This is a genomic window from archaeon (assembly GCA_016432545.1).
Taxonomy (GTDB): domain Archaea; phylum Thermoproteota; class Nitrososphaeria; order Nitrososphaerales; family Gagatemarchaeaceae; genus UBA183.
The window spans coordinates 365,738-379,360 of sequence record CP066694.1; the positions used below are offsets into that span (position 1 = coordinate 365,738).

General features: G+C 60.5%; 15 protein-coding genes and 1 tRNA gene. 6 read left to right on the forward strand and 10 right to left on the reverse strand.

All coding sequences use genetic code 11. From position 1 onward, the window contains the following. Positions 1-22: 22 nt before the first annotated feature. Complete coding sequence (locus HY247_02040; protein QQG49117.1) at positions 23-2,449, reverse strand: hypothetical protein; 2,427 nt, start codon at positions 2,447-2,449, stop codon at positions 23-25. Between the two features lie 142 nt (positions 2,450-2,591). Here HY247_02040 and HY247_02045 point away from each other — a divergent pair, with 142 nt between their 5' ends. Continuing rightward, positions 2,592-3,848 carry an MBL fold metallo-hydrolase gene (locus tag HY247_02045; GenBank protein ID QQG49118.1) on the forward strand — a complete coding sequence of 419 codons (1,257 nt, stop codon included), beginning with the start codon at positions 2,592-2,594 and terminating at the stop codon, positions 3,846-3,848. Next, positions 3,845-4,705, forward strand: a complete 861-nt coding sequence (locus tag HY247_02050; GenBank protein QQG49119.1) for a hypothetical protein — start codon at positions 3,845-3,847, stop codon at positions 4,703-4,705. Before HY247_02045 ends, HY247_02050 begins: the two co-directional genes overlap by 4 nt. On the opposite strand, the gene HY247_02055 is transcribed toward HY247_02050, so the two are convergent. Beyond that, a complete protein-coding gene (locus HY247_02055; GenBank protein QQG49120.1) occupies positions 4,706-4,900 on the reverse strand; it encodes a hypothetical protein in 195 nt (64 codons plus the stop codon). A 274-nt stretch (positions 4,901-5,174) separates the two neighbouring features. On the opposite strand from HY247_02055, the gene HY247_02060 reads away from it, so the two are divergent. From HY247_02060 to HY247_02070, 3 genes are all read left to right on the forward strand, one after another. Continuing rightward, entirely contained in the window at positions 5,175-5,390 is a 216-nt protein-coding gene (locus HY247_02060; protein ID QQG49526.1) for a TRAM domain-containing protein, read from the forward strand. A gap of 129 nt (positions 5,391-5,519) precedes the next feature. Continuing rightward, positions 5,520-5,948, forward strand: coding sequence for a CBS domain-containing protein (locus tag HY247_02065; GenBank protein QQG49121.1), 429 nt, complete (start codon positions 5,520-5,522; stop codon positions 5,946-5,948). Between the two features lie 7 nt (positions 5,949-5,955). Further along, positions 5,956-6,375 (forward strand): ribonuclease HI family protein, encoded by a 420-nt coding sequence (locus HY247_02070; protein QQG49122.1) that lies wholly within the window; start codon positions 5,956-5,958, stop codon positions 6,373-6,375. A gap of 18 nt (positions 6,376-6,393) precedes the next feature. Here the strand turns inward: HY247_02070 and HY247_02075 are convergent. The 4 genes from HY247_02075 to HY247_02090 form a co-directional block, all read right to left on the reverse strand. After that, positions 6,394-6,486: transfer RNA gene (locus HY247_02075), tRNA-Val, on the reverse strand. Positions 6,487-6,518: 32 nt separating this feature from the next. Next, positions 6,519-6,686 carry a 50S ribosomal protein L40e gene (locus tag HY247_02080; protein ID QQG49123.1) on the reverse strand — a complete coding sequence of 56 codons (168 nt, stop codon included), beginning with the start codon at positions 6,684-6,686 and terminating at the stop codon, positions 6,519-6,521. A gap of 62 nt (positions 6,687-6,748) precedes the next feature. Then, positions 6,749-7,624, reverse strand: a complete 876-nt coding sequence (gene sucD / locus HY247_02085) for a succinate--CoA ligase subunit alpha (protein ID QQG49124.1) — start codon at positions 7,622-7,624, stop codon at positions 6,749-6,751. After that, complete coding sequence (locus HY247_02090; GenBank protein QQG49125.1) at positions 7,621-8,715, reverse strand: acetate--CoA ligase family protein; 1,095 nt, start codon at positions 8,713-8,715, stop codon at positions 7,621-7,623. The genes sucD and HY247_02090 overlap by 4 nt, the downstream gene beginning before the upstream one ends. 118 nt (positions 8,716-8,833) lie before the next feature. Between HY247_02090 and albA the strand changes: the two genes are divergently transcribed. Next, positions 8,834-9,136 carry a DNA-binding protein Alba gene (gene albA / locus HY247_02095; GenBank protein ID QQG49126.1) on the forward strand — a complete coding sequence of 101 codons (303 nt, stop codon included), beginning with the start codon at positions 8,834-8,836 and terminating at the stop codon, positions 9,134-9,136. Positions 9,137-9,277: 141 nt separating this feature from the next. Here albA and aspS read toward each other — a convergent pair whose 3' ends face one another. The 4 genes from aspS to HY247_02115 all read right to left on the reverse strand — a co-directional run bounded on the left by aspS (position 9,278) and on the right by HY247_02115 (position 13,522). Continuing rightward, a complete protein-coding gene (gene aspS, locus HY247_02100) occupies positions 9,278-10,591 on the reverse strand; it encodes an aspartate--tRNA(Asn) ligase (protein QQG49127.1) in 1,314 nt (437 codons plus the stop codon). A 32-nt stretch (positions 10,592-10,623) separates the two neighbouring features. Further along, positions 10,624-11,829: an AAA family ATPase gene (locus HY247_02105; protein ID QQG49128.1), complete on the reverse strand. Its 1,206-nt coding sequence runs from the start codon at positions 11,827-11,829 to the stop codon at positions 10,624-10,626. Further along, positions 11,826-12,686, reverse strand: a complete 861-nt coding sequence (locus tag HY247_02110) for a hypothetical protein (protein ID QQG49129.1) — start codon at positions 12,684-12,686, stop codon at positions 11,826-11,828. The genes HY247_02105 and HY247_02110 overlap by 4 nt, the downstream gene beginning before the upstream one ends. A 185-nt stretch (positions 12,687-12,871) precedes the next feature. Then, complete coding sequence (locus HY247_02115; GenBank protein QQG49130.1) at positions 12,872-13,522, reverse strand: hypothetical protein; 651 nt, start codon at positions 13,520-13,522, stop codon at positions 12,872-12,874. Positions 13,523-13,623: the final 101 nt, after the last annotated feature.

Here is a 13,623-nt window from a genome sequence, read left to right on the forward strand (position 1 = left end):
AGACCCTGAGATTTGCCGGTCTTTAAGCTGCGCCGACCGGAGGGGGCGAGGCTGACGGGACTGCGGGGTTCTCCCGACCTTCCTTCCTGCGGCTGGTCAAGAGTAGGTACAGGGTGGCCAGGAGGAGCACCACCGAGATGACCAGCATGACTGCGATCAGATTCAATGTGCTGGCCGGGCCGGATATGGCCCTGGAGATCTGAGAGTCAACTGCGGCGAAAGATGTCAGGAGGCTCGAGTTGAACGCGGCAAGCTCATCGGTGACTGAAGCCTGCAAGTCCCCCACCGATGTTCCCAAGGCCGATATCTGAGACGAAAGAGCCGCCTGGGCGCCTGTGACCGACTGGTTGAGAGATGCGACTGCGAGCGAGAGGCCCTGAAGGGCGGCGAGGATTCCCGAAACCGAGACCTGCCCGACGGCGAGGTTGGCGGTGGCGTACGTGCCCTTTGCGTCCTTTGCCACCACAGTGTAGACCCTGCTCTGCAGGTTGGGCACGGAGAAGTTGCCCGCGACAGCCCCGGTAGGGCCGACTGTCCCGTTCGCGAGGACCACCTGTACGCCGCTCCAGTCGAGGGAGAGCCCGAAGGCCGACCCGGGGTCAAGTCCGAGGACTGAGTACGGGACGACGTCGCCGGGCGCGGCGTCAGCGGCAGCGGGGCCGAGGGTCAATTCCGGGGGCGACTCCGGCACCCACCCGAGGTACGGGTCTGCCTGAAGCGTGCCGCCTTCCGACTTGTAGTTGCCAGTGAAGAGCACGTAGACCCTTCCCTGGCCGGCGGCCGCGGTCATGTAGTCTCCGAACTGGGGGACGACTAAGGCCCCGCCGAAGGTCCTCGCGTAGTTGAAGAGAGATGGGTCTGAGTCAGGCTCGTCGGAGACCGGGGTAAGGCGGAGCTCGGCGAAGTTCTGGCCTCCGTCCTTGGAGACAGATACGACTACGTCGACCCTGTGGTCGAAGGGGTCGAACTTCGTAGTGTAGTAGGCGACCGCGACTGCCCCTGTGTCTGGGTCGACGGAGATCGAAGGCTGGATGACTACGGCCCTGTCGGAGATCGAGGAGGGGCTCGACCAGTCGGCCCCACGGTCCGTGGAAGTCATGAAGAAGACTTCGGACGCGCCGCAGTTTCCGGGGTTGTCGGAGGGGAGCAGGACGTCCTGGAAGTCGTAGAATGCGCCGCTGACACAGAGCGGAATCGCGAAGTAAAGGGTGGAGGGAGAGCCGGAGGAGTCGGGCGCCAAGGAGAACTCAGAGGAGGCCCTGAACTGCTCGGTGGCGAAGCCCACGATCGCTGAGTACCCGGGGAGGTCGGAGCCCACCCCCATGAAGCTCATGATAGGGTGCACAGTCCCGAAGGAAGCCCCGCCCGCGGCCGAGAGGCGAGACTGGCAGTCCACAGGGCCGAAGGTGCTGGCTGTGCCGAAGTTGCACCAGGCGACGTAGACAGTGCCGTCTGTGGCGACAACAGGGGTCGCGAAGTCGGCGTACGGGTCGGGCCCGGAGACAAGAGGGGAGGCCCCTCCCGACAGCATGGTGCATGAGAGGCTGGGTGTGCACCGGGCAAGGTAGGAGCCGCTTCGCCCGTCGGAGAAGAAATGGTTCCAGGCTACGTAGACAGAGCCAAAGAACGGGGATGCCTGGTCGAGGTCGACTGCGATTGCGTCCTTGTCTTCGAAGGAGGTGGTGCCGCAGATCCCTGTGGCCGGGCACTGGTACGTCAGGTTGGCGTAGATGAGCTTGGTGGACCAGCAGGAGTTGGTGGAGGGGGTTGCCAGATGTGTGGCGCAGGAGTTGCTGGGGTCCCACAGATTGGAGTTGGACTTTGCGAGCATCACTCCGTTCGCCCCCGAGTCTGGGTCGATCGCAAGAGAGCCGTAGTAGAAGACGCCGCCAGGGCCTGCCGCGAGCGAGGGGTCTCCCCAGGAAACGAGGAATCCCGGCCCGCTAATTGAGGAGGTCAGGTTCTTCTCTGTGACGGATATCCCTGGGATGTCGTCGCTCTTCAATAGCGTAGATCCGCCGTCCGCGGAGGTCGTGAATCCGCTGACCGACTTTGTGTAGCCGTCTGGGCAGTCGGCGAACCTGAGGGAGGGACAGAAGAAGTAGCGCCCGTCGTTGAACCCGCCAACTATGTGAGAAGCGTTCGAAGGGTCCAGGGCCAGGGTCGTCTCGGACTGTGGAGTGTAGCTCGAGTCGTTGATGAAGCGGGTGAGAGAGACTGGGACGGACAGCGAGGAGGCGAGGTTGGACGAGCCGGTGGGGTAAACGAGCGACTCCCCGGCTACGTGCGACCGGGCGACGGCCACGATACCCATCTGCGACAAGGGAGCATGGTAGACGGACGCGGCCCCAGGGTTGTATGACACACCCGTCGGTGTGCCCGCGGCAGGGGCCAAGGGGACGAGGAAGAGCAATGCGATCGCGATGGCGGGGAGTGGCCGCGCGTTCAAAGTTGTCAGCCGCCGGCGAGGACGCCTGATATAAGGTCGGTTGGAGATTGGGACTTCGAGTTCTAGGAAGACCTCCGACCGATTCCGCGGGGAAACCCTTAAAGACAAAGCGAAAAGCGCGCTATTCAAAGAGTTTCGAATATTGGAAGTTAAGGTTCTGGGAGCCGCCAGACAGGTCGGCCGCTCCGCGTTTCTCGTGACGCACAAAGACAGCAAGATCCTGCTAGACTACGGGGCCATGACCACCAAGGTCCCAGGGTTCCCCATGCACGTTCCCCCGAAGGACATCAAGGGAATCGTGCTGAGCCACGCGCACCTTGACCACTCCGGGGCCGCCCCGCTGCACTTTCTTGGTGGCAAGATGAAGCTGCACGCGACCCCTGTGACCTCCGAGCTGTCTAACATCCTGATCCAGGACTTCATCAAGATCTCAGGACAGTACCTCCCCTTCGAGTTCCTGGACCTCATGGCGATGAACTCCAACACTGTCAACCACGGGTACATGGAGCCGTTCCAAGTCGGGGACTTCACGGTCAGCTTTTACGACGCTGGGCACATCCCAGGTTCGGCAGTGGTGGCCGTGGAGGCGGGAAACAAGAGGCTCCTCTACACAGGGGACATCAACGGGGAGGAGACCAACTTACTTGCGGGGTCGTGGAAGAACCTGGGCGAAGCGGACATGGTAATCACTGAGAGCACGTACGCGACCGCGGACCATCCTCACAGGTCAAAGGCGGAGTCAGAGCTGGTTGACTTTGCCAGACAGGTGGTCGAGAGGGGAGGGGTCCTCCTCGTTCCGGCATTCTCGGTGGGAAGGGCGCAGGAGATCGCGATGACGCTTGTCAAGGCAGGTTTCAGGCATCCGATCGCCATGGACGGGATGGCGCTCAAAGTCAACGGGATCCTCCTTAGGTACCAGGAATATCTGAAAGACCCGACTGCCCTTCGCAGGACGATGGAGACCATCGAAGAGGTGACCAGCTGGACGCAGCGCAGGAGGCTCACGAAGAAACCAGGCGTCATAGTCTCCCCGGCAGGGATGCTCGTGGGCGGATCCTCGATATTCTATAACGAGCACCTCTCGATGGACGAGAGGAACGGTATCGCGATAGTCAGCTTCCAGGTTCCGGGGACCCCCGGCAGGACTCTGATCGACAAGGGCCTCACCATCTATAGGGGGAAGCCAACGAAGGTGAGGGCGGAGGTGAGGAGGTTCGACTTCTCGTCGCACAGCGGCAAGTCGTCCCTCTTCAGCGACCTGAAGGGCATCGGAGGGAGCCCGAAGTTCCTGACCGTCCACGGCGAGGAGGCTTCTTGCCTCGCGCTCGCTGACCAGCTGCACACTGAGCTAGGGGTCGAGGCGACCGCGGCCATGCCCGGGCAAGAATTCGTGGCTTGACCGATGAGCCTCGAGCGAAGAAGGTAACCGCATCAAGCGTCTCGGCTGCCACCGCTTTCATCGCCTGCGTCCAACTGCTCGCGCTCGGGGTCACGAGTCAGAACAGGCCCGTCTACGAAGCCGTCGTCAACGAGTCGGGATACACATACAATCCCTTCGGGGAGAGCCCGACCGGGTCCGCAGGGAACGCGCTCGTCTTGGTGGGACTGGCGTTCGGGCTCACTCTGGTGCTTGTAGCGCTCGTTAGGAGGAAGAGGGTCCTGTCCTTCAGGGTGATGGTCTTTGGGTCACTGGCCCTGTCGGCATTCATCCTCACGCTTGTGACAGCGAGCGTCTTTGCCTCCGAGTACCTGCCCGGATTCGAGGACCAGTTCGGGCTCGTCGCAGCTGGCGGGACGGTGTTGCTCGTCGGGTATGTTGTCTTTGTCAGGACCAGGTGGTGGGTCGGGACCTTCACCCTTGCGTTCCTTGGCGCCCAGGTAGGCTCGTTCTTTGCCGAGACCCTGTCCCCTACGACCGCTCTGGTCTTGCCCCTGGCCTTCGCGGCCTACGACGCCTACGCCGTGTTCAAGGGACCCCTCAGGCAGTTGGTCGGGACTGTTCCGGGGGTGGCACTGGCGGGCCTGACCGTCAAGGCCGGGGAGTTCACGGTAGGGCTCGGCGACCTGGTCTTCTATTCGATGCTGCCCTCGCTCGCGCTCTTCAGGTGGTCGCCCGGAGCCTCGGCCGCGGTCCTGGTCGCGGTGGACGTCGGGGTGGTCGCGACGCTGGGTCTCCTGTCTAGGAAGAAACTCCTCCCCGGGCTCCCAATACCGATGGTGCTCGGCGTGCTGGCGCTGGCGTACTTCCTAATCTGATCAGTACTCGACCGTCGGGGCCTTCGAGCCCTTTACCAGGGAGTCCGCCTCTTCAGCAGTCGTCTCCAGGGTGAAGAGGCCCTCGGGGGTCCGGAGCTTGACCTTGGCCGACTTCTCTCCCCTGACGATCCTCACTTCTGTCGCTGAGGGGAGAAGCTTGGAGAACTCTGCCTTGTCTTTGAGCTCTCTTGGCATGACGGTGCTCCCTCGCAGGGCCCTTATGAACTCTCCAGCCCAGGCTTCTGCGTCCTTCCTCGTCCTGGCTTCCGATTCCGCGTTCAGACGGCATTATGCTTAATAACCCAGAATCGAGGGGAAATCTTAGCGGTACCGAGAGACGCTAGGATGTGAAAGAACGAGTTTCGGACGAGGAGGCTATGGACGCAGCAGCGGCGGCGGAAGCAGCAGCGGCGGGTTCAGGTCTTTCAAGCCAAAGCCGGTTGAAGTAGGAAAGGAGTACGACGTCACCATTTCCGAGATCAGCAGGCGTGGTGACGGCATTGCGAAGATTGACGGTTTCGTCATTTTCGTAGCCGGTGCCAAGCAGGGATGGCAGGGAAAGGTCAGAGTGACCCAAGTCGCCAACAGGTTCGCCACAGGCGCGGTCGTCGGCGGGTCTGAAGGGATGTCCGCGGCCAGCGAAGCCCCAGCCTCTACCAGCGAAAGCGAAGAGACAGGGATGTAGGGCTACGGCCCTCCTCTGAGAAGGCGGCCTGTCTCAACGACGGCCGCTCCGCTTCATTTTGTTCAGAAATCTCCTCGGTTGCCCTCTTATGAGAGAAAGGATTTAACGCTCTGGGGGCTCGAGAAGTCGATGGTCCTTTACGCGAAGGACATAGTCGAGTCGCAGTTCCTCGCTCTCCCGGCAGAGACGAGTGTCTACGAGGGGGCCAAGGCGATGAAGGAGGCCAGGCAGGGATACGCGGTCGTAGGCGCGCCGGGGCGACCGGAGGGCATAGTGACAGAGTGGGACATCCTCTCCAAGGTCGTGGCGGCAGGACTGGACGCAAAGTCCGTGAAGCTGAGGGAGATAATGTCGACTGAGTTGCTGAGCATAGAGGCAGACGCAGGTATTGCGGCCGTCTCGCAGCTGATGGCGGAGAAGGGCGTCAGGAGGCTCCTCGTGAAGCGCGGAGGCGAGGTCATCGGGGTGATAACGGCGCGGACCATGCTGGAGAGGCTCAACGAATATGTCGACAATGTATCCGCACAGATCGGCAGGCTCCAGTCCCCGGGATTCTAGGGCATACGTGAAGGTCATGACCGTCGTCGTCTACGTGGACGGGCTGAGCCAACCAAGCAACCCGGGGACTGGGACCTACGGGTTCGTGATCTATGAAGGAACAAAGAGGCTCGCTGAAGGGGAAGGGCTCGCCGGGTACGACGTCACGAGCAACTTTGCGGAGTACGCAGCCCTCGTCGAGGCTCTGAAGAAATTGAAAGAGCTGCGGGTCGGGGGAGACGTCCTGGTGAGGTCCGACTCAAAGCTGCTCGTGGGCCAGATGAGCGAAGGATGGAAGGTGAAGGGAGGAGTCTACGTGGAGAAACTCAAGGAGGCCAAGGACCTCTCAAGGGATTTTGGCTCGATAGACTTCGAGTGGATTCCCAGAGAGGACAATGCTGAGGCTGACTTGCTCACCAGGTCTGCCTACGAGAGATTCAGGAGGTAGCGGTCGGGTGGCGAGAAGTGGGCCGGGGCGGATTCGGACCGCCGACCTCTGCCGTGTGAGAGCCTGACGGGTTCGATACCTAGCGTCCAAACCAGGCTAGACGACCGGCCCTGAGAGAGCCGCGCAGGGTGCCGATATTTGCTTTACTTCTTGAGCCCGACGGAGCGGTTCTTGAGCCTGAGGTCCGACGACTTGCACTTCCTGCACCTGTCGGCCTGAAGAGGATTGCGCGCACCACACCTAAGACACACTTGGAGGAAGAGCCTCCTCTTCTGGGCTATCTGCTTCTTGGCCGCGTCCGCGATGGGCATATGTCTGACCTTTTGCCCGCCATCTGGCTGAGGACTATAAGGTTTCGGTGAAACGAGACTGTTCAGCCGCCGAGGGCGCGCTTCACTAGCGATGGGACTTCCATGGGGCTCATGGCCACTCCCACCCCGGCCTTCCTTAGCGCTCCAATCTTTGATTCGGCAGTTCCGTAGTCCCCGTAGATGATGGCGCCTGCATGTCCGAGCCTTTTCTCTTTGGGGGCGTGTCTACCTGCGATGTAGGCGACGACGGGCTTTGGGAACCCGCTCTTCGAGATGTGGCGGGCGAGCCTCTCCTCCGCGTCCCCACCGATCTCGCCCACGACCACGACCGCCTTGGTCTCCTCCTTCGATTTGACGTAGTCGAGGCACTCGATCATGGTCGTACCGGTGACAGGGTCTCCCCCGATGCCCAGGGCGATGGACTGCCCAAGTCCCGCGCTCGAGAGCTGTCCCGCGACCTCGTACATCAGCGTCCCGCTCCTCGAGAAGAGGGCGACGCTCCCCGCTCGGAACGAAGTGCCAGGCATGATCCCCATCTTCACTTTGGAGGACGGGACTATTGCTCCGGGGCAGTTGGGCCCGACTATGGTCGCTCCTGAGCGGCCGGCCACCTCAAGGAGCTTGAGCGTGTCCCTGACCGGGACGTGTTCTGTAATGACAATCAAGAGCCTGACGCCCGCTTCGACGGCTTCCTTGCCCGCGGCAAGGGTGAACTCTGCCGGGACGAAGAGCACGGAGGTCCTGGAGCCTGTCTTAGTGACTGCCTCGGCCATGGTGTTATAGACTGGGACCCCTTCGACTTCCTGCCTGCCCTTCCCCGGGGCGACCCCGGCGGCGATGTTCGTGCCGTATTCGAGCATCAACTTGGTGTGGAGGCGTCCGAATCGCCCTGTTATGTTCTGGACGAGGATGGGCTCCTCTTGGAGAGGTAGCATCATCCCTCGACCGCCGCCTCCACGGCTTCCGGGGCGCTGGAGAAGAGCCTCACGGGGGACCCCTCGAGAAGTCTCCTCGCTTCCTCCTCGTCGGCGCCGCTGATGCGAGCGAAGAGGGGCTTGACCGCACCCTCTGACAGGACTGTCTTGATCCCAACCGCTACGTCAGTGGTTTTGGTGATCCCCCCATAGATGTTGACTAGAATCCTGGAGGCCCCTGGCAGTCTGTTCGCAAGCCTGAGGGCGGCCTCGATCCTGTCTTGTTGCGCTCCTCCTCCGAGGTCGAGGAAGCAGGCCGGCCTCCCCCCTGCGTCTCCCACGAGGTCAAGGGTGGACAGGACCAATCCGGCCCCGTTCCCGACGACCGCGATGTCGCCGTCAAGGCGCACGAAGGCGAAACCCTGTCTGGAGGCCTCTCCCTCGAACTCGTCTTCCGGGTGGAGCTTGGAGAACTCAGGATGCCTGAAGAGGGCGTTGTCGTCTATGATCACCTTGGCATCAAGGGCCATGAGGGTTCCGTCTCTCCCGGCCGCGAGAGGATTGATTTCTGCGAGCTCGCACTCCTTCTCCCTCGAGAGCCTCTCCAGGGAGAGGAGTATTGGGACGAATTCGTCAGCCTCGCGACCCTGGAGGTTGAGCAGGTTCGCCACCTCCTCTGCGAAGGGCCTGGCTATCCCTTCGAGGGGGACTCTTCTCACAATCTTTTCAGTCGTCGATTCTACCTCGATCCCCCCTGCCGCCGTGCCTATCGCGACGAAGGACCTCTCCCCACGGTCCAGCGTGATGCTCAGGTACATCTCCCGTTCGTGCTCGAAGGCCTCTTCCACCAGCAGCCCGGAAGGTTTCTCTCCGCCAATCGACAATTCCAGGATCCGCTTCGCCTCGGCGGCCGCTTGCCCGGGAGTCGCTACCACCGAGATGCCCCCGGCCTTCCCTCGGCCCCCTGCGAGGACCTGCGACTTCAGCGCGACCGGGCTTTTCGAATCTTCCAAGGCTGCGACGGCGCCCGAGGCTTCCTTGACAAATGTGGACTTTGGGACTGGGATGCCATAGTTTCGGAAGAGGTCTTTGGCCTGGTACTCGAAGAGACGCACTGGGAGGCCCTCGACTTTAGAGGGGGATTAAGGCTTCCGAGCTCGGGTCCGCCAGACCTTCTCCTGCTAGACAATTCGTCCACTACGCTAATATAATGAGCTGCGGACTGAAGTTTTCATGCAAACACAAGGAGAGGAACAGCCTCCACGCGAACCAAACACCATTTTTGTGGGCAAGAAGCCGACCATGAACTACGTACTCGCCTGCCTGACCCAGATCAACAACGGCACTGACTCGGTGACCGTCAAGGCCAGGGGAAGGGCGATTTCGAGGGCAGTCGACGTGGCTCAGGTCCTGACAAAGCGCTTCGCGACCAACATCACTGTGAAGAGCATCTCCATCAACACGGAGCAAGTCAAGAGCACAGTGAGCGGCGACATGAGCAATGTCTCGTCCATAGAAATCAAGCTCCAGAAATAGAACCGCAGAAGGACGCTCGTTGGGCATAGTCTGAATCTGGGGTTGCATCTCACCTAGGAGAGACGCAGACGCACCACTCAAAGACCTCCCTCCTCGACACCGGTCTGGTCTTCGTTTGTGAAAGCCGACTGACTCCGGCCCCTAAGGCTGGAGTGTTTCAGGATCCCTGGGGAAGAGGGCCGCCTCCTTCACGTTCTGGATCCCCAGGAGATAGGCCACGAACCTCTCGATGCCGAAGGAGTAGCCTCCGTGGGGCGGTACGCCGTACCTGAACGGCTCCGTGAACCACTCCAGAGCTTCGGGGCTGAACCCCTTCTCCGAGATCTGTGAGACTATCCTCTCGTGGCGGTGCTCCCGCTGCCCGCCCGAGGAGAGCTCGAGCCCCTTGTAGACGAGGTCGACCGAACGGGCGTACTCAGGGTCCTCATCGACCTTCATCACATAGAACGGCTTGACCCTAGAAGGGAACCTGTTGAGGAAGAAGTAGTCCGACCCAGTCTCCTCCTTAACACGTTCTGCGAGCGCGCGGAGGGAGGGGTCGTCGATGTCTTGTCCCTTCGGGAAGGGCCGTCCCAGGCTCTTCATTGTGTCGTAGACCTCGGGGAAGGCGACCACCGGGAAGGGCGTCTTGGGAAGAGCAGGGTCAACTTTCAGGAGGGCGTACTCATCTGGACAGGCCTGAGCAGCCTCATTGATCCCAGCGAGGACCATGGCCTCCTGTATTCGCATCGTGTCCGATTCGTCAGTGATGAAAGCCATCTCGGGGGCGATCGTTCGGTGCTCGCTAAGGTGCCTAGGAGTGTGCGAAAGCTCGGCCCTCCAGTTGGTGCCGAGGTCGTAGACCCTGTCGAATCCCCCCACTATCGTGAGCTGTCTGTGGAGCTGGGGGTCCTGTCTGAGAAAGGCGTCCTTCCCGTAGAAATCGATCTTGAAGACCTCAGAGCCGCCCTCCGAGACCCCTCCGATGATGCTCGGGGTGAAGGCACGGATGAAGCCTGCTCCTCTCAGGTACGACTCGAAGCCTGCAACCACTGCGTTTTCGACCTTGAAAACGGCCGCTGCTTCAGGGCGCCTGAGTTCCAGGGAGCGCCACTTCAGGCGCGTAACAAGGGCGGCGGGAGTCACCCCGCGCGGGTCGAGAGGGAGGGGGACCTCAGACCTCGAGATCACTAGGACCTCGGCGGGCACCACTTCGATTCCGTTTCTCGCTTCCTTGTTCTCCTTGACGGTCCCCGCGACTGACACCACGTCTTCTTGGTGCAGGGAGGCGACCAGCTCAAAGACCTCTGTGGGTACCGATTTCTTTGGCAGCACAACTTGGACTATCCCGCTCGAGTTCCTCAGCAGGAGGAAGCTGATCCCTCCGAGGACCCTGATGTCATGGACCCAGCCCTCGAGCGTGACAGCCTGGCCGATGTGTTGCTTTAGCTGCGCCGGGGAGAGATGATCGCGCACTGACAATAGGTCGCCCGGCCGCAGTTAAGAGCTTAAAGCGCCTTGAAGTTCTCTGACCACTGCGTGTAGGCCCGGACCATCTCTGGCGACACCGACGGCCTGCGGGAGCGCATCACTTCTTTGAAGTCTGCTACGTTGATGGGCCTGGTCATTGTCCCTTTGTCGAGGAAGTTCCCGGTCTCGAAGAGCTCCCTAACCACCCTGAGCTGTACCCCCTGGCAGATGTCCTTGATGTCGCTGCCCGAGTATCCTTCGCTGAGCTTCGCCAGAAGGGCGAGTCCCACGTCGTCGGAGAGGGTCAGGGGGGCAGTGTAGTTCCTGAACTGCGACATCCGCGCCTCGTTGTCTGGAAGAGGAACGAAGATCCTCTTCTGGAACCTCCTGAGGAAGGGTGGGTCGAGGGACCACGGCTTGTTGGTCGCGCCGATCACGTAGAGGTGGAGGTTCTTCCCCTTGTCGTTGATCCCGTCTGTCTCTCGAAGGAACTGGTCCCTCACCCTTACCTCCCCGCCCACCTCCTGTCCTCTCGTGCCGAGAAGCGAGTCGATTTCGTCGACGAAGACGATCACCGGCTTGTTGTCCGCCAGCATCTTCCTCGCGTTCGCGAAGAGCTTCGAGACGTTCTTCTCCCCCTCCCCGAGCCACTTGCTCATTATCGAGGCCGCGTCCACTGAGATGAAGTAGCCGTCGATTTCGGCAGCGGTCGCGGCCGCGATCATGGTCTTGCCACATCCAGGAGGGCCGTAGAGGAGGATGCCCCTCGGCCAGCCGAGCTTGAACAGGTCCGGCCTGAGGAACGGGAAGACTATCGACTCCCTGATGGCCTGTTTGCAGTCCTCGAGGCCGACCACGTCGTCCCACTTGACGTCTGGCTTCTCGGTGATGACGAGTTCGCTAAACGAGGCTTTCAGCTGTTGGACGACCTGAGGGCCCTTGCCTCCAGCAATGACCGATGTTGAGCCTCTCCCCGGACCTTCCTGCTCCGACTGGTCCTGTGGGAGGAGGCCGTGGGCGGCTTGGATTGCCTTGACCCTTTCTTGGTAGGCCATAGCCCGCTCAGTGTACTGCTTGTTGAGCCTGTAGTCGGGGTACAGGTGGACTAGCTTGACTAGGGTCGAGATTGCCTTCTGGTACATCTGGATGGCCATGCCATGGGCGCCCTGGGAGTCGAGCCTGATCGCCTCAGAGGCGTACTTCTTTGCGTCGTCCTCGAGCTCCTTCGCAGCTACTACGCTCATTTCTCAGAGCCCCCGGACTCGTTGACCTTGACTTTGCCCTCGGACATCAGCTTCAACATCGCCTGCTCGAGGTCGTCGGTGGGCATCTTCAGCACAGTAGTGGCGTCGGCGATGTCCACGGCGCCGTTGTGGATCGCGGCGTACTGGAGGACCTGCTCCTCCACCTCGCCCTGCGGATGGGACTTGTAGAGAGTACCAAGGATTGAAGCGTCGTCGTCATCATCTTCCCCAGTTGCGAGGAGTGGGACTCTCTCCTCGAGTTCCTCCTCGCTTCTCGGGACCCGGACGGGCGAGAGCATCGTCATCTTCATGGCCTCGGCTCTCTCCTCAGCCAGCTTGCGAGCCTGCTCGACGAGTTCCTCCCCGCTCTCGGTCTGAATGTTGAGAGATATCGAGGGAGAGACGTTGCCCATCTCCGCCATCGTTTCGGTCAGGGCATTGCTGATTTCGTCAGAGGCTTGGTCGAGTGAGGGGACCAGTCCCTGGACTGTCTTGTTGACCTTTCGGAGCACCTTGAAGGCCATGCTCATGTGCATCATGACGTCTCCGACGTCGACGATGCTCTCGAGCCTGAGGACAACCTGGGTGAGCGCAAGCTCGCTGGCGTAGACCACCTTCCCCACCTTTCTCAGCTCGGCCCATTCGTTGGCGTAGACTGCCGCCTTCGACTTGTCCTTTGCGACCATCGCCTTGACGGTGGTCTCGAAGAGCGCCTTCCGCCTCTGTTCGAGCTTGGCCCTCAGGTTCTCCAGCTCCCTTCTGTGAAGCTCGATCTCCTTGATGGTCGAAGCGATCTTTGGCTTCACGTTTTCTTCTCTGCCCAGGCCGATGAACCTTAGAGGAGCACGGGAGGACAAGTACTCGGCTTAAAAGTTGCGTTTGTATAATCACAGCCTTAGTCAAGATTTTCACTACCAACGAGTGAAAGTTTGTTCTTTGCACGACTTTCTGGCCGAGAGTCCGCTCTGGTGCCAGTCGCGGGCAAACGAGCCGACCGTTGGTCCAAAAGAAAAAGAGACCGGGAACTTCTAAGTTCCCGACTCTAATAGGCGCTGGTCTCTGTCCCGGATTCTGCAGAAGGCAGTGAGGTCGGTATCTCGGGGAACTTCTCCTTCATGCGCTGCTCCGCGACCGCGGATGCCTCGGCTAGGATCTTCTCCGCGTCCTCGTTTGCAGCCTCGAAGTTCAGCGAGTACCCACCGACTGTCCCTGCGTCTACCAGGATGCTACTCAGCAATCCAGAGATTTCACCGATCTCGCTCTCCGCCTCTGGCAGAACGCCCACCAAGCCTTGCTTGACGTTGCGTATGACTGCCATTGCCGGAGTCAGGGTGACGACTATGTCACCGAGTTCCGTGATGGTGTTGAGTCTGAGCACTATCTGTTCGAGCGCGAGCTTGGCCTGTGTGACCATCTTGTTCATCTTTCTGATCTCGGCCAGCTCGTTTGCGAATACAGACGCGTGCTGAGTGTCGTGTTTCTGTAGAGAGCTTACGACCTTTCCAAAGATCGAATTGTCCCTCTCTCTGAGTTTGGTGGATGTTGAGTCGAGTTTGGCGACTTGGACTTGGATTTGTCGGACTGCTAGATCGAGCCTCGGCTTCAGAGGACCTGGATTCTTTACAGAATCCTTGACCCTGTTACCGAGCCCCTGGTTGTTTTGCTTTTCCCACTTACCTGCGAACGCAGACATGGATAGCTTCGAGTTTGATACGCTGTGAAATTCTCTATCTGGGGGGTAGTGAAATTAAGTTCACAAACCGCACTAAGAATTCTTTCGTAGGGAGAGCTGCA